This window comes from Hymenobacter antarcticus (assembly GCF_039539545.1).
Taxonomy (GTDB): Bacteria; Bacteroidota; Bacteroidia; order Cytophagales; family Hymenobacteraceae; genus Hymenobacter; species Hymenobacter antarcticus.
Genome location: NZ_BAABDI010000011.1, coordinates 34,758 through 49,397, shown reverse-complemented (window position 1 = coordinate 49,397; position 14,640 = coordinate 34,758). Strand labels below are relative to the sequence as shown.

14 protein-coding genes are annotated in these 14,640 nt (G+C 64.8%); 9 read left to right on the top strand and 5 right to left on the bottom strand.

From position 1 onward, the window contains the following. The first annotated feature begins 310 nt into the window (after nucleotides 1–310). Nucleotides 311–976, top strand: a complete 666-nt coding sequence (locus ABD819_RS09705) for a response regulator (protein ID WP_345123582.1) — start codon at nucleotides 311–313, stop codon at nucleotides 974–976. Nucleotides 977–1,081: 105 nt separating this feature from the next. Here the strand turns inward: ABD819_RS09705 and ABD819_RS09700 are convergent, their stop codons facing one another. Beyond that, entirely contained in the window at nucleotides 1,082–3,079 is a 1,998-nt protein-coding gene (locus ABD819_RS09700; RefSeq protein WP_345123579.1) for a tetratricopeptide repeat-containing sensor histidine kinase, read from the bottom strand. Between the two features lie 396 nt (nucleotides 3,080–3,475). After that, nucleotides 3,476–3,835 carry a glyoxalase superfamily protein gene (locus ABD819_RS09695; RefSeq protein WP_345123577.1) on the bottom strand — a complete coding sequence of 120 codons (360 nt, stop codon included), beginning with the start codon at nucleotides 3,833–3,835 and terminating at the stop codon, nucleotides 3,476–3,478. Nucleotides 3,836–3,976: 141 nt separating this feature from the next. Here ABD819_RS09695 and ABD819_RS09690 point away from each other — a divergent pair, with 141 nt between their 5' ends. Beyond that, nucleotides 3,977–5,473, top strand: coding sequence for an amidase (locus ABD819_RS09690; protein ID WP_345123575.1), 1,497 nt, complete (start codon nucleotides 3,977–3,979; stop codon nucleotides 5,471–5,473). Between the two features lie 102 nt (nucleotides 5,474–5,575). Here the strand turns inward: ABD819_RS09690 and ABD819_RS09685 are convergent, their stop codons facing one another. Continuing rightward, nucleotides 5,576–6,382: a S1/P1 nuclease gene (locus ABD819_RS09685; RefSeq protein ID WP_345123573.1), complete on the bottom strand. Its 807-nt coding sequence runs from the start codon at nucleotides 6,380–6,382 to the stop codon at nucleotides 5,576–5,578. A gap of 203 nt (nucleotides 6,383–6,585) precedes the next feature. Here ABD819_RS09685 and ABD819_RS09680 point away from each other — a divergent pair, with 203 nt between their 5' ends. The 3 genes from ABD819_RS09680 (at nucleotide 6,586) to ABD819_RS09670 (ending at nucleotide 10,408) form a co-directional block, all read left to right on the top strand. After that, nucleotides 6,586–7,008, top strand: a complete 423-nt coding sequence (locus ABD819_RS09680; RefSeq protein WP_345123571.1) for a hypothetical protein — start codon at nucleotides 6,586–6,588, stop codon at nucleotides 7,006–7,008. A gap of 192 nt (nucleotides 7,009–7,200) precedes the next feature. Further along, nucleotides 7,201–8,205: a glycoside hydrolase family 43 protein gene (locus ABD819_RS09675; RefSeq protein WP_345123569.1), complete on the top strand. Its 1,005-nt coding sequence runs from the start codon at nucleotides 7,201–7,203 to the stop codon at nucleotides 8,203–8,205. A gap of 97 nt (nucleotides 8,206–8,302) precedes the next feature. After that, complete coding sequence (locus ABD819_RS09670) at nucleotides 8,303–10,408, top strand: T9SS type A sorting domain-containing protein (protein WP_345123567.1); 2,106 nt, start codon at nucleotides 8,303–8,305, stop codon at nucleotides 10,406–10,408. Between the two features lie 27 nt (nucleotides 10,409–10,435). Here ABD819_RS09670 and ABD819_RS09665 read toward each other — a convergent pair whose 3' ends face one another. Both ABD819_RS09665 and ABD819_RS09660 read right to left on the bottom strand, forming a co-directional pair. After that, nucleotides 10,436–10,966 carry a GNAT family N-acetyltransferase gene (locus tag ABD819_RS09665; RefSeq protein WP_345123565.1) on the bottom strand — a complete coding sequence of 177 codons (531 nt, stop codon included), beginning with the start codon at nucleotides 10,964–10,966 and terminating at the stop codon, nucleotides 10,436–10,438. 139 nt (nucleotides 10,967–11,105) lie between these two features. After that, a complete protein-coding gene (locus tag ABD819_RS09660) occupies nucleotides 11,106–11,336 on the bottom strand; it encodes a hypothetical protein (protein WP_345123563.1) in 231 nt (76 codons plus the stop codon). A gap of 176 nt (nucleotides 11,337–11,512) precedes the next feature. Here ABD819_RS09660 and ABD819_RS09655 point away from each other — a divergent pair, with 176 nt between their 5' ends. The 4 genes from ABD819_RS09655 to ABD819_RS09640 all read left to right on the top strand — a co-directional run bounded on the left by ABD819_RS09655 (nucleotide 11,513) and on the right by ABD819_RS09640 (nucleotide 14,631). Next, nucleotides 11,513–12,277 (top strand): glycosyltransferase family 2 protein, encoded by a 765-nt coding sequence (locus ABD819_RS09655; RefSeq protein ID WP_345123561.1) that lies wholly within the window; start codon nucleotides 11,513–11,515, stop codon nucleotides 12,275–12,277. Beyond that, nucleotides 12,274–13,326: a glycosyltransferase family 9 protein gene (locus tag ABD819_RS09650; protein ID WP_345123559.1), complete on the top strand. Its 1,053-nt coding sequence runs from the start codon at nucleotides 12,274–12,276 to the stop codon at nucleotides 13,324–13,326. Before ABD819_RS09655 ends, ABD819_RS09650 begins: the two co-directional genes overlap by 4 nt. 288 nt (nucleotides 13,327–13,614) lie before the next feature. Then, entirely contained in the window at nucleotides 13,615–14,259 is a 645-nt protein-coding gene (locus ABD819_RS09645; protein WP_345123557.1) for a sigma-70 family RNA polymerase sigma factor, read from the top strand. Nucleotides 14,260–14,331: 72 nt separating this feature from the next. Beyond that, nucleotides 14,332–14,631, top strand: coding sequence for a hypothetical protein (locus ABD819_RS09640; RefSeq protein ID WP_345123555.1), 300 nt, complete (start codon nucleotides 14,332–14,334; stop codon nucleotides 14,629–14,631). Nucleotides 14,632–14,640: the final 9 nt, after the last annotated feature.

Below are 14,640 nucleotides of genomic sequence, written 5' to 3'. Positions count from 1 at the left end.
AGCCACGGGTAGGGCACTGCAAAACTCCTTTTATTCTTAGCACGGTACAATCCGTGCCGGCGGGTATTTTTGCGCGTCCTCACCTCCGTGCCAGCACGGATACACCGCTTGTGCCGGCGCGCCCGGCCGCCATCGGCCGCCGCTTGCGGAGCTTGTGCTTATTGCTATCTGATTTTATGCATATTTGCAGTAAGCTGGGCCCTGGAAGCCCGTTGGTGGTTACGATACACGCAGCGTCACGCTTGCGGTGCGCACTGCGGGCCAACTTTCAAGCCGATGTGCTGTTCTCGGTCACCCCTGTGTCTGTCTCATGGAGCAAGTTGTTACTGACGATATATGTGTGCTGCTGGTCGACGACCACCGCCTGGTGCTGGAAGGTGTGCGCACCCTGCTGCGGCCCAACGGTGGCGTGCGGGTAATAGCCACGGCCACCTCGGGCCCCGAAGCGCTGGCGCAGCTCCGCGCTCATCCCGGCATCGGCGTGGCCCTCGTCGACCTGCACATGCCCATCATGCCGGGCATCGAGCTCATTGGGCATATCCGGGAGCAGTTTCCGCGGGTGCGGGTGCTGGCGCTGAGCATGGCCTACGACGTGGCCAGCGTGCAGGAAGTGCTGGCCGCGGGCGGCGTGGGCTACCTGCTCAAAAACCTGCTGGGCCCCGAGCTGGTCACGGCCATCCGGCGCGTGGCGGCCGGCAACACCTACTTCAGCCCCGAAGTAGCCAGCCTGCTCCTCGACCAGCTGCCGCGCCAGGCCCAGCCCGCCAACGTGCAGGCCGCCCGGCTCACGCCGCGCGAAACCGAGATTCTCCAGCTCATCGCCCGGGAAAAATCAAACCTCGACATTGCCGACCAGCTCAATATCAGCGAGCGCACCGTCGAAACGCATCGGAAAAATATCTTCACCAAAACCGGCTGCAAGTCGGCCGTGGGACTGGTGCAGTACGCCCTGCGCGAAAAGCTTATCGTGCTGTAAAGCAAGAAACATTGCCCAAGTACCCCGAATTTTCAATTCGGCCCGGGCGAACGACCAACGCTGACTGCGCGCACGGGCCGAATTGAAAATTTGGGGTCCTCGGTTCTACGGCGCGGCGGCCGCCAGCGGCACGGTCAGCGTCACAATGGTGCCCCGGCCGGGAGCCGCGTCGAAATACGCTTGCCCGCCGAGGTAGGCCAGCCGCGTTTCGATGTTGGACAAGCCAATGCCGGCCCCGGGCCGGGGGGCCTGCGGGTCGAACCCTACGCCATTGTCCTCCACCATCACGGTCAGCTCGTTGTCGCCGCGCACAATCTGCAGGGTGATGACGCTGGCCCGGGCATGCTTCACAATGTTCTGGGCCAGCTCCTGAATGGCCCGGAACAGTACGCTTTCCACCATCGGCGGCAGGCGCTCTTCCAGGCCGAAGAGCTGCACATCGGCCCGCAGGCCGTCATCCGACACCATTTTGCTCAGGAAATCGCGCACGGCCGCTACCAGGCCCAGCTTCAGCAAGGCATTGGGCATGAGGTTGTGCGAAATGCTTCGCACCTCCCGAAACGACTCGTCGAGCACGCTCAGCGCGTTGTCGAGCAGCAGGTGCAGGGTGGCGGGCGCGGCCGTGGCCAGGTCGCGGTCCAGGGCATTGAGGTTGAGGCGGGCGGCGGTGATGAGCTGCCCCACGCCGTCGTGCAGGTCGGCGCCGATGCGGCGGCGCTCGTTCTCCTCGGCTTCGAGCACGGCGGTGGTGCGCTGCTGTTGCAGGAGCTGGCGCTCCTGCTCGTGCGCCAGGCGCTGGCGCAGCCGGTGCCGCCCGTAGAGGAGGTAGGCGAGCCCGGCCCCCAGCAGGGCCGTGGCCAGCCCGGCCCCCAGCTGCACGTTGCGCCGCCGGATAATCTGCTGCTGCGTGCGCAGCTGCGCGGCTTGCAGCCGGTTTTCGGCCGCCTGCTGCTCCGACTCGTAGCTGATGTGCAGCTCGGCAATCTGCCGGGTGCTGGCCTCCGTCAGTAGCGAGTCTCGGAGGGTGGCCAGCTGCTGGCCGTAGTCGGCGGCGGCCCGGTAGTTGGCCAGCTGGCGGGCGCTGGCAGCCAGTCCGGCCAGGGCTTCGCGGGTGGCTTCGCGGGCTTTCAGCCGCCGGCTCAGCGTGTAGGCTTCGCCAAACTGCTGCCGGGCGGCGGCCGGCTGCTGCTGGCTTAGGGCCAGCCGGCCCAGCGCGTTCAGGCTGGCGGCGGCCGTGGGCTGGTCCTCTACCTGCCGGGCCTGGGCCAGGGCCTGGCCCAGGCGGGCCGCGGCGGCCGGGTACTGCCGGCGGGCGGCCAGCACCCGGCCCAACCCTAGCTGGGCCTGCGCTTCGCCGCGCGGGTTGCCGTGGCCGTGGCTGGTGCTGGCCGCCCGCCCAAAGTAGTGCAGCGCCGAGTCGGACCGGGCCAGCTTTTCAAAGCTCTCGCCCATCATTTGGTAGGCCAGGGCGTCGTTGTGGGCGTCGGACACGCGGCCGGGCAGGCGCAGATAGTGCTGCTGGTAAGCCAGGGCCCGGCCGTACTGGCCCATTTGGAAATACACGGTCCCGAGGTTGGCCAGGTCAGCCGCGATGCGCTCGGGGGTGCCGTAGCGCTGCTCCAGGCGCAGGGCAGCTACGTAGCTGGCCACCGCCGCGCGGTAGCGCCCCAGGCCGGCCTGGGCCTCCCCAATGTTGTTGATGGCTCCGGCCACGCCCTGCCAGTCGCCCAGCGCGGCCCGCTGCCGGCGGCACTGCTCAAAGTCAGCAATCGAAGCCTCAAACCGGCCCGTAGTAGCGTAGATGATGCCGCGCAGAATGTAGGTTTTGGCGATGCCGCGCCGAAACCGCAGGTGCTGGCCCAGCGCCAGGGCCTCGGTGGCCAGCTGCTGGGCGCGGGCGGGGTGGCTGTCGCGGTTTTCCCAAATCAGCTCGTTCAGGGTGTTCACGCGGTTGGTATCGGCCTGCGTGAGCTGGGGCAGGCGCGCTTCGAGCGAGTCGAGGCGGGGGTTGCGGGGCGGAGCCTGCTGCGCCCGGCCGCCGGTGGCCTGCCCCAGCCCGAGCAGCACCAGCAGTACATGGCCAACCCAGTAGTTGTTCTTCATACGGCAGCAGCCACCGCGGCCAGCTCTTGGGCCAGGCGCAGCCAACCAGCGCCGGGGGCGAAGTCTCGCCCCTACAAATGAAGCCGCTCCCCGGGAGGGCAGCAATACCCACTAGTTGGTATTTCGCCCTCCGTACTACCACGGACTCTCCGGCTACTGGCCTGGTGGCGGCCAGTGGGGCACCGGCGCGCAACGCCCACCCATCCCTGCGGAGTGCCGCGCGCGCCGCGTATTTTATCCAGCCCTGAAAGAAAGTTAAAAGGTGAAAGTTAAAAGTTAAAACGCATTGTATCTGATTTTTTTTAACTCTTAACTCTTAACTCTTAACTCTTAACTCAGTACCCCAAAAGCGAAGTTGCTCTGAGCCCCCTTGCTGAGCCGGTGCGCCGGCCGCGCCTACGCGCAGACCTCTACAAATACCAGGCAGTTGCCGAAGGGGTCGGTGACCTGGGTCTGCATCACTTTGTTGTTCCAGGTGGTGCGTTCCAGGTTGGGCGGGGGGCAGGGCGGGTTGCGTTGCAGCAGGGTGCGGTGCAGGGCAAACAGGCCGTTGACTTCGGCCATGGCCATGGAACAGCCGGAGCAGCTGCCGGGCTCGTAGCCGGTGAGATGCAGTACGATGTTGCCGCGCGATACCTGCATGTAGAGCGGGCCGTTGGCGGGCCGCTCTTCCCAATCAATCCGAAACCCCAGCCAGTCAACATAGAAGGCCACGGCCTGCTGGTAGTCGGAAATTCGGAAAATGGGCGTCACCATGAGCAGTTTGGGCTTCTCGGTTTCGTGCTTTTAAATCACGGGAAGGTAACGATTTGTTGGGAAAACTTTCGCTGCCGGTGGCTACCTACGAAGCCGAAGCCCGTTTGGAGTTGGCCGCCTGCGTATCCCTACTTTTAAGCCATGATTTCACCCGCCGAATACGACCAGCTCGACGGGCTGGCCATGGCTGCGCTCGTGCGTATGGGCCAGCTCACGCCCGCCGACCTGTGCGCCGCCGCCATTGCCCGCGCCGAGGCCGTGAACCCGCGACTCAACGCCGTGGTGTACCCGCTGTACGAGCAGGCCCGGCGGCGCGCCGCGGCCGGGCTGCCGGCCGGCCCGTTCGGCGGCGTGCCCTTTCTGCTGAAGGACTTCGGGGCGCACTACACCGGGGCCCCGCACACCTCGGGCAGCCGGGCGCTACGCAATTTCGTGCCCACCGAAGATGCCGAGCTGGTGCGCCGCTGGCAGGCCACGGGCCTCAATATAGTGGGCAAAACCAACACCCCCGAGTTTGCCCTGATGGGCGTGACCGAGCCCGCCTTGCACGGCCCCGCCCGCAACCCCTGGCACCTGGGCCACACGCCCGGCGGTAGCAGCGGCGGGGCGGCGGCGGCCGTGGCGGCGGGCATCGTGCCCGTGGCCGGGGCCGGCGATGGGGGCGGCTCCATCCGCATTCCGGCCGCCTGCTGCGGGCTGTTTGGCCTGAAACCCAGCCGGGGCCGGGTACCCACCGGCCCCGAGCAGGGCGAAAAGTGGCAGGGCGCGGCCGTGGAGCACGTCCTCAGCCGGTCGGTGCGCGACAGCGCCGCCCTGCTCGATGCCACGCAGGGGCCCGATGCGGGCGCGCCGTACTTTTTGCCCAGTCCGGCGCGGCCTTATCTGGAAGAAGCGGGCCGCCCGCCCGGCCGCCTGCGCATCGGCTTCAGCCTGGGGCACCCGCTGGGCAGTGCCCTGCACCCGGAGTGCGCCACGGCCGTGCGCGAAGCCGCCAGGCTGCTCGAAAGCCTGGGCCACGACGTAGTGGAAGTGCCGCTGCCCTTCGATGGCCGGGCCGTGGCCACGGCTTTTCTGATGCTGTATTTTGGCGAAACCGGGGCCAGCATCGCCGCCCTGGCCCGGCATCTGGGCCGCCCCGCCCGGCCCCGCGACGTGGAGCCCACCACCTGGCTGCTGGGCCTGCTGGGCCGCACCTACACCGCCGCCGACTTTGCCGCCGCCCGCCACACCTGGAACGACAGCGCCCGCCGCATGGGCCGCTTCCACGAAACCTACGACCTGCTCCTTACGCCCACGCTGGCCACGCCGCCCGTGCGCATCGGCGAGCTTCAGCCCAACCCCTTCGAGCAAACCCTGCTGCGCGTGGTGAACACCTTCGGCCTCGGGGGCCTCATTCGCCGCTCCGGCATCGTGGAGAAGCTGGCCGAGCAAAGCCTCGAAAAAACGCCCTACACCCAGGTGGCCAACCTCACGGGCCAGCCCGCCATGTCGGTGCCCCTGCACTGGACCGCCGACGGCCTGCCCTGCGGCGTGCAGTTTATCGCCCCATTGGGCGGGGAGGACGTGCTGTTTCGGCTGGCCGGGCAGCTGGAACAGGCGCAGCCGTGGTTCGCGAAGCGGCCGGCCTTAATGGGGTAGAGAGAGTTGGTTTGAATTTGCGAAACACAAAAGAGCCCCGGTCGCGCATGCAACTGGGGCTTCTTTTGGTTCAGGCCGCCCGCAGTAACGCGGGCAAAACGTCTACTTCTCGAACGCCTCGTTCAGCACACCGGCCAGGCGGATGCCGGCTTTGAGAATCTGCTGCTCCACGGTGGGGCCGAAGGTGGGGTAGAAGTGCCAGTCGAACTTGGGATTGGTGGCGGCGGCGGCGTAGGCGGGCGGGCAGAGCTGGTAGGACTCGAAGAGCCAGGTGGTCAGGTCGTCCTTCTGCCACTGCTTGAGCTGGGCGGGGGTGGCGTGGTCGTAGGCGGCGGCCATTTCCGTGAACGAGAAGCCGGAATACTCCACCAGCGCGCCGTCCCACACGCTGTGCAGGTTAGTTTCGTCCTTGCTGCGCCAGTTCACTTTGATGTCGTTGCCGCCCTTGTCCTCGGCATGGCCTACGTGCAGGGGCTGGTGCACGTCGCCCACCAGGTGCACCAGAAATTTGAGGGCCACGCGCTTCTCGTCGGTGGTCTTTTTGGGGTCTTTCAGGTCTTTGCGCACTTGCAGCAGGGCCGTGTAGGCGTTGGTGGGCGCGGCTGGCGCGGCCAGGGCGGGGTTGTTCAGCTGCTGCACGAAAGCCGCGAAGTCGAGCCCCACGGGCACGTTCAGGTAGTGCCAGGGCGCGGTGTTGCTGAACTGCGGGTCGGAGCGCAGCTCATCGGGCCAGGTGCTGACCAGCGGCAGGGTTTCGGGGCCCAGAATACGGCCGATTTCCCGCTTGGCGGTGGCCGAAAGGTGGTTTTCGGCAATGCGGGCTATCGCCCGGTGGCCCAGCACGCCCCAGGCCCGTCCGCTAAAGGGTAGGCACAATAGTAGCAGCAGGGCAATCAGGTGGGTACGCATGATGGGCAAGTGGAATAAGGGGAAACGGCACGTTTGGGAATGATTTAGCCCGGAATTTGGCTAGCCGAACCACAAAGCTAGCGCCGGTTGCCAGTTGAAAAGAAATTCGGTTCTTCCGCATCATTTGGTACCTTAGCAGTATTTCCTCATTATATCAGCATTCTCAATCCGTGTCGATTGAAGTGCTTTGCGTATTTCAGTACATGCAGTTGCAGGTTATTATTGATTCCCCCGAGCTTTTTATTGGTCACGACGCCCTGAATGAATGGCTATATGTGGATTGGCGGGGTGAGTACGACCAGGATTTATCGCGGGCCACCTGCCGCCGGATGCTCGAAACCATTCAGGTGTGGCCCTGCACCAAAATTCTCAACGATAATTCCAGCATCACCCGCACCACGGTGCAGCTCACGCAGTGGGGGGTGCAGTGGCTGGAGGATATGCTGGCGGCCGGCCTGCACTTCATCGCCTGGGTGCTGCCCCGCGACCTGGTAGCCCGCCAAACCACCGAAGACATCGTGCACGCCATCGACCGGCCCCGGGTGGGTACCTTCGACGACGTGGCCTCGGCCTATATCTGGTTGCAGCAGCAGCGGCCCGTCCTGTATGACCCCGTGCTGAAGTAAGCTAATATGGCGGCCGTTTTTCGCTCATTACAGCGGTTTCCAGGTCCATGTACTGAGTTAAAAGTTGAGAGTTAAAAGTTAAAAATCAGACGGATTAGGTTTTAACTCTTAACTCTCAACTTTTAACTTTTTTCAAAAATGTACACTGACTTGTGAACCGCGCTAGGGGCGTAGTTGTCGCCGTTTTCCCGGTTGCTCCTTCACCCCCTGTCGCTCGTGTACACCAACCCCATCATCGACGAGAATTTTCCGGACCCCACCATCATCCGCGCGGCCGATGGCTGGTACTACGCCTATGGTACCCAAACCAAGCGCGCCGGTGTCATTATCAACCTGCAGGTAGCCCGCTCCCGCAACCTCGTGCAGTGGGAACACCTCGGCGAAGGGCTACCCGAAAAGCCCCACTGGGCCCGGACCAGCCAGAAAATCTGGGCCCCGCACGTGAGCGAGCACGGCGGGCGCTACTTCCTCTACTACTCGGCCCGGCCCGATGGGGCCGATACCTTTAGCCTGGCCGTGGCCGTGGCCGATGGCCCCGCCGGTCCGTTTCGCGACAGCGGGCAGCCACTGCTGGCCGGCCCCGGCTTCACCTGCATCGACCCCATGGCCTTCGACGACCCCGCCACCGGCCAGCGGCTGCTGTACTGGGGCTCGGGCTTCGGGCCCATCTGGGTGCGCGAGCTGGCCGATGACCGGCTACGTTTCCGGCCCGGCAGCGCGGCGCGGGCCGTGGTGCAGCCCAGCGATTCCGACGACCCCGCCGACTACCACCGCCTCATTGAGGGGGCCTGGGTGCATTACCATAGTGGCTGGTACTACCTGTTTTTTTCGGGGGACAACTGCTGCGGCCCGCACGCCCACTACGCCGTGCTGGTGGCCCGCGCCCGCCACGCCACCGGCCCCTTCGAGACGCAGGCCGCGGCCCTGGCCAACCCCCACGCCGCCCTGCTCGCGGCCAACCCGCACTGGCTCGCCCCCGGCCACAACTGCGTGGTGACCGACGCCGCCGGGCACGACTGGCTGGCTTACCACGCCATCGACCCCCGCCAACCTACCTTCGATGCCATCGACGATTCGGAGGGCTACTCGCGCCGCGTGCTGCTGCTCGATGCCCTGACCTACGCCGATGGCTGGCCCGTGCTGGCCGCTGCCGCCCCCACCCGGCAGCCCCAGCCCGCCCCAGCCGGGATGAAATAATTTAATCGGTGCGAAAACAGAACGGAGTCCGCCGCTCGTAAGTCGTCGCCCCACGTTTTCCGTATCTTCAGAGAGTAACCGTTTCTTCGCTCAGACTATGCGTTCAGCCGTACTTTATTTTCGTGTTGCCGGTCGTGGGCTGGGGTTGGCCTTGGCCGTAACGCTGGCCGCTGGTCTGGCCGGAGCCGGCGCTGCCCAGGCCCAGGGGGCCGATACGCATTGCCTGCTGCTACCCATTGAGCCCGCCCGCCGCGCCCAGCAGTCGGCGCTGGTGGTCGAGGCCGAGGTGCTCGATGCGCGAAGCTTCTGGGATGCGGCGCACCAGCGGCTGTTCACCCGGCACCGGCTGCGGGTGTTTTCCCTGCTGAAGGGCGCGGTAGCCGATACCACCAACCTGCGCGTTATCACCGAAGGCGGCCGGCTGGGCCTCGACCAGCAGGTGCTCACCAATACCTTACAGCTGCGGCCGGGCCAGCAGGGCGTCTTTTTCCTGATGCCCGTGCCCTGGCCCGGAGCTGGCCCCGCCGCGCTCACGCCCGTGGCCAGCCAGCAGGGCTTCATCGAATTCAACCCCGCCGAGGGCACCGCCGCCGAGCCCTTCCGTACCTACCCGACCCTCGGTGCCGCGTTTTACCAGGAAATTACCCGGCTCACCGGCCAGGCGCGCCGAGAATTGCGGGCCAATCCGGCGCTGGCCGCTGCCGGCCTCGCCCAGCGCGGCACGCTGGCTCCGTCCATCACGGGTTTTTCGCCGCTCTCGCTCACTGCCGGTACCGGGGCCGTGCTCACCATCGATGGCGACGGTTTCGGCAGCAGCCGGGGCAGCGGGTTTGTTGAGTTCAAGAACGCCGACGATGGCGGGGCTACCCGCGTGAAAGCCCGCGATGCCGACTACCTCACTTGGACCAATGCCCGCATTCAGGTGCGGGTGCCTTCTTCATCGGGTGGCCGGCCCGCCGGTTCGGGCCAGGTACGCGTCACCGCTTCCGACCAGCTGACGGTGGAAAGCGCCGGCTCGCTCACCGTCGTTTATGCCCTCACCAATGTGGAAAGCACCACGGGCAACCTCCTCCAGCGCCCCAACCACATTGCCCTGAATACCACGGGCGGCCTCACGTTCCGCTTCGCCCCCAACTTCACGCTCAGCCCCGCGCCGCCCGCCGCCTGGCAGCGGGCCCTGGCCACCTGGCGCTGCCAAACGGGCATGAACTGGGAAGTCGGCAGCCCCAATCCCACCAATAACATCGTCGAAGACGGCCAGAACGTAATTGCCTTCGACAACGGCCCTGAGCTGCCCGACCGCGTGCTGGGCCGCACCATCACCCACTACCGCGGCTGCTTCGCCCCCAATGGCGAGCTGGTGTTCTGGGTGAAGGAAATCGACATGCAGTTCGACGATGCGGCCAATTTTCAGTTCGGCCCCGCGCCGCCCATCACCCCGCAGCTCGATTTTGAGTCGGTGGCCGTGCACGAGCTGGGGCACGCCCAGCAGCTATCGCACCTCAACCTGCCCGGCGCGGTCATGCACTTCGCCATCGGGCGCGGCCAGAATACCCGCAGCCTCAACCTCGCCAGCGACGTGGCCGGGGGCCGGCAGGTACTGCGGGGGCGCAGCTTCCGCAACCTGGGCTGCGGCGGGCCCGCTCTGCTGCCTGCCCCGCTCACGGCCTTCACCGCCCGCTACGAGCCGGCCTCCGGTACCACCGTTTCCTGGGTCACCCGCGACGAATGTTTCCTGAACGGCTTTGTGGTGGAGCGCAGCCAGAGCGGCGACACCACCACCTGGGAGCCGCTGGCCACGGTGGCCCCGCGCGCCCCCACCGGCCAGTACCAGCTGGTGGACCCGCGCCCAGCCAGCGGCCTGCTCTACTACCGCCTGCGCCTGCGCCGCCCCGATGGCTCGCTCGACAACACCGCGCCCATTTTGCTGAGCACCGAAGGAGCCAATGCCAGCGCCAGCATTTTCCCTAACCCTGTCACCGACGATTTCCTGCGCCTGCAATATCCCGCCGCCGCCGATGGCGCAGTGGTTTTTCGAATTTATGATGCGCTGGGGCGTTCGGTACGAGCCAGCAGCCTAACCACCACCACGGGCCTCAATGTGCTCACGCTAAGCGTAGCCGGCTTGGTGCCGGGCTTCTACGTACTTCACTGGCTGGATGCGCAGGGCCGCACCGGGCAGCGGAATTTTGTGCGCCTCTAGCCGGGGCACTACCGGCAGCGCCAACTCCTACAAATGCCGCCCGGTGGTCGCCTCCGCCACGGCCACGGCCGCCGGGGCCGCGTGGTAGTGGGCCAGCTGGGCCTCGTCGAGGTTGCCATTGAGCCACTCATCCTCGATAGTGGCCCCCAGTTTTTTGTAGAAGGCAATGGCCGGCTCATTCCAGTCCAGCACCTGCCACTTGAGGCGCACGGCGCCGGTGGCGCGGGCCTCGGCCACCACGGCATCAAACAACAGCCGGCCGAAGCCGCCGCGCCGCGCCGCCTCGGTCACCACCAGGTCCTCCAGGTAGAGCATCCGGCCCTTCCAGGTGGAGTAGGCGGTGTAGAACAGGGCCAGCCCGGTGATTTTCTGCGCCGCGTCTTCCAGCACGAAAAAGCCGAAAATGGGGTCCGGGCCAAACCCGTCGCGCTGCATGGCGGCCAGGGTATTGGTCACGGCTTCCGGGGCCCGCTCATATTCGGCCAGCTCCTGAATGAGGGCCAGCACCTGCGGCAGGTCCGTTTCGACGCCGCGGCGCAGCACAATGTTGGTTTCCATAATAGTCAAATCGGAAGAAAAAGAAATTGGGCCGCCACCGCCTCAGCAGTAACGGCCCAATGAATCAAAAGCAGGGAAGCCCCATTTTACGCATCCACAAAATTCGTGAAATCCGCTAAAATCCGGGCTAATCCGTGGTCTACATCTGGGGCTGCATTTTTTTGATGTCTTCAACGGCGTTCACCGCGTTCAGCTCGCGGGACTGCTCGGGCTGCTTGGCCCCTTTGGTGGTGTCAGGAGCGGCAGGCAGGGGCGGCAGGGTGGCGGTGGCCACATTATCCTCGTCCTCCGCCACCGAGGGGCCGCACGAGGGCAGGGTGAGCGAAAGCAGGGCAGCGGCCAACAGGCCGGGTAAAAGCGTTTTTTTCATGTTTGGGGAAACGAATTTGGCCGCAAGTTACGCACCGAGTGTGGTTTGGCACACGGGCAAAGGGTGCAATTGCTACGACAAATCCGCAAGTTCCGTGGGAGCGGCGTGTAAATTGACTGGCCCGGCTGTCGGCTTACCTTTGCCTCGGGCCGGCCTTTAAGCTGGTTTTTTTCCGCGTGGTTTCCCTCTCCGTCGTCATCATCACCTTCAACGAAGCCGCCAACATTGGCCGTTGCCTCCAGGCGCTGGGCGACGTGGCCGATGACGTGGTAGTGGTCGATTCCTTCTCCACCGATACCACCGTGGACATCTGCCGGCAGCACGGCGTGCGCGTTATTCAGCACGCCTTCGCCGGCTACGTGGAGCAGAAAAACTACGCCACCGCGCAAGCGCAATTCGACCACGTTCTCCAGCTCGATGCCGACGAAGTGCTGACCGATGAGCTGCGCCAGGCCATCCGCGCCGCCCGGGCCGACTGGCAGCACGCGGCCTACTCGCTGGCCCGCCTCACCAACTACTGCGGCCACTGGGTGCGCCACGGCGGCTGGTACCCCGACCGTAAGCTGCGCCTCTACGACCGCCGCCTGGGCCGCTGGACCGGCTTGCTCCTGCACGAGAAATTCGAGGTTGACCCCGGTCAGACCACTGGCCAGCTCGCCGGCCACGCCCTGCACTACAGCTACCATTCCATCGCGCAGCACGTCAGCCAGCTCAACAAGTTCACCAGCATCACGGCCCAGGAGCTGGCCCTGCGCGGCCGTACCCGCGTCACGCTGTTTCACCTGCTGCTCAAGCCACTCTGGAAATTCACGCACGGCTACGTATTCCGGCTGGGCCTGCTCGACGGCTTCGCGGGCCTGTGCATCGCCGGCATCTCGGCCTGGGGCGTATTCCTGAAATTCGCCAAGCTGAAAACCCGCACCGAACGCGCCGAAGCATGAGCCCGGAAATTCGTCAAACCTTCCTCGTGTCGCGCACCGATGCCATTGGCGACGTGGTGCTGACCCTGCCGGTGTGCGGCCGGCTCAGGCAGCTGTTTCCCGGCTGCCGGGTCGTCCTCATCGGCCGCACCTACACCGCTCCGGTGGCCGCCGCCTGCCCGTGGGTCGATGATTTCCTGAACCTCGACGACCTGCTGAAACAGCCCGAGGCTGAACAAGTGGCCATGCTGCGAGCCTGTGAAGCCGCCGCCATCATCCACGTTTTTCCCAACAAAACCCTCGCCCGCCTCGCCCAAAAGGCCCGGATTCCCATCCGCATCGGTACCCGCAACCGCTGGCCGCACTGGCTCACCTGCAACCGGCTCGTAGCCCTCAGCCGCCGCCATTCGCCCCTGCACGAAGCCCAGCTGAACCTGAAGCTGCTCCAGCCGCTCGGGGCCGCGCCAGAAATGCCACTTTCGGAAGTAGCTAGCTTGGTGCGCCTGCAACCTGCCCAGCCGCTTCCCGCGCCGTTCCAGCTGCTGCTTCAGGAGCGCCAGCCGGGCCAGCTCAACGTAATCCTGCATCCGCGCAGCCGGGGCAGCGCCCGCGAATGGGGCCTCGATAATTTCGTGCACCTTGCCCGGCTGCTGCACCAGGCCGGCCACCGCGTATTCGTTACCGGCACGGCGGCAGAAGGGGAGGAGCTGGCCCACTGGCGGCAGGCGAATGCGGCTTTCCTGGCCGCCGACCTCACCGGCCAGCTCAGCCTGCCGCAGTTCATCGCCTTCATTGCCGCCGCCGATGGGCTGGTAGCCGGCAGCACCGGCCCGCTGCACCTGGCCGCCGCGCTGGGGCGGCACGCGCTGGGCCTGTATCCGCCCATCCGGCCCATGCACCCCGGCCGCTGGGGGCCGCTGGGCCCGCACGCCGATTACATGGTTTTTGACAAACCTGATTGTGCCGATTGCCGCGCCCAGCCGGCCGCCTGTACCTGCATTCGGGCCATCGAACCCCTCGCCGTGGCGGCCCGCGTGCTGGCCTGGGAGCCTTTGCCCGGCAAAGAATAAATGCCCTCTAACTAGCGAACAAGCGGGAATTTGCCCGGTTAGGTAGCTACCGCTGGTCTGGTTGCGCAACCTACTCTGCATTGCAATCCGTACATCGGGCAATATAAAGCGTGCCATACAGCTACTTTTGACGGTTCGCCGCCGGGTAGCCGCCTGGCACACAGCAGCGCCCTGAGGCAACCCGGCAACCCAGCTACCCACCACCTCCGAGTAGCTGATTAAGCCAGACATCTTCTAATTCCTCAATATTTCGTAGGTTTCGACCTGCAATTTCCCCCGCCCACCTGTATGAGCGATTCCCCCGAACGGGTAAAACTGAGCAAAGAGGAGAAAGACCGGCGCTTTCAGGCCGAGCTCATGCCGGTGCTCGACCCGCTCTACAACTTTGCCTACCGCCTCACCCTCGATGAGGACGACGCCAACGACCTGGTGCAGGAAACCTACCTCAAGGCATACCGCTTTTTTGAGTATTTCGAACCCGGCACCAACGCCAAGGCGTGGCTTTTCCGCATTCTTAAGAATTCGTTCATCAACGACTTTCGCAAGAAGAGCAAGCAGCCCGCAAAGGTTGATTACAGCGAGATTGAGGGCTATTATAACCCCGACGATGTAGAAGCGGAGGGCGAAATCGGAGCCTCGTCGTCCGACATGCGCCAGCAGTCGACCCGCGACCTGATTGGCGATGAAGTGGCCAGTGCGCTAAATTCTTTGCCGGTCGATTTTCGCACCGTCATTATCCTCTGTGACCTCGAGGGTTTTACCTACGAGGAAATGGCCAAAGTGCTTGATATTCCGATAGGTACGGTACGGTCACGCCTGCACCGGGCCCGTAATTTCCTCAAGGATAAGCTCGAGCGATACGCCCAGTCAATGGGATATGGCAATGAAGCAATAGAAGACGATGCGGAACTAACCGGCCTCGATAATAATTAACCTCCCCAGCAGGGGGCCACACCGATGGCTCGGCTCACCGTTGTCTTCCACGAGTTTCACGCATTTTCACTTATGAACCAATCTGCTACTACACAAACCAATACGTCGGCTCCCGTTGCCATTCCCCTCGACAATGGCCCCGACTGTGAACGAGTGAACACTGTACTAGAACAACTCATCGAAGGCCAGCCCGTGGATGCCGCAGACGAAGACTTCCTCTACGACAACGCGTCGGACTGCTCGCCTTGCTTCGACGACATCAAGAAGCAGCGCGTTTTTATTAATTTTTTGAACCAGCGCGTATCCCGCCGGCCCATCCCGGCTAGCTTGCACGAAGCCATTTTGGCTCGGGTAGGGGCCCAAATGGCCTGATACCGGTTG

Coding starts and splice junctions, on each gene's coding strand:
- ABD819_RS09705 (WP_345123582.1), top strand. CDS start 311: ATGGAGCAAGTTGTTACTGACGATATATGTGTGCTGCTGGTCGACGAC.
- ABD819_RS09700 (WP_345123579.1), bottom strand. CDS start 3,079: ATGAAGAACAACTACTGGGTTGGCCATGTACTGCTGGTGCTGCTCGGG.
- ABD819_RS09695 (WP_345123577.1), bottom strand. CDS start 3,835: ATGGTGACGCCCATTTTCCGAATTTCCGACTACCAGCAGGCCGTGGCC.
- ABD819_RS09690 (WP_345123575.1), top strand. CDS start 3,977: ATGATTTCACCCGCCGAATACGACCAGCTCGACGGGCTGGCCATGGCT.
- ABD819_RS09685 (WP_345123573.1), bottom strand. CDS start 6,382: ATGCGTACCCACCTGATTGCCCTGCTGCTACTATTGTGCCTACCCTTT.
- ABD819_RS09680 (WP_345123571.1), top strand. CDS start 6,586: ATGCAGTTGCAGGTTATTATTGATTCCCCCGAGCTTTTTATTGGTCAC.
- ABD819_RS09670 (WP_345123567.1), top strand. CDS start 8,303: ATGCGTTCAGCCGTACTTTATTTTCGTGTTGCCGGTCGTGGGCTGGGG.
- ABD819_RS09665 (WP_345123565.1), bottom strand. CDS start 10,966: ATGGAAACCAACATTGTGCTGCGCCGCGGCGTCGAAACGGACCTGCCG.
- ABD819_RS09660 (WP_345123563.1), bottom strand. CDS start 11,336: ATGAAAAAAACGCTTTTACCCGGCCTGTTGGCCGCTGCCCTGCTTTCG.
- ABD819_RS09650 (WP_345123559.1), top strand. CDS start 12,274: ATGAGCCCGGAAATTCGTCAAACCTTCCTCGTGTCGCGCACCGATGCC.
- ABD819_RS09645 (WP_345123557.1), top strand. CDS start 13,615: ATGAGCGATTCCCCCGAACGGGTAAAACTGAGCAAAGAGGAGAAAGAC.
- ABD819_RS09640 (WP_345123555.1), top strand. CDS start 14,332: ATGAACCAATCTGCTACTACACAAACCAATACGTCGGCTCCCGTTGCC.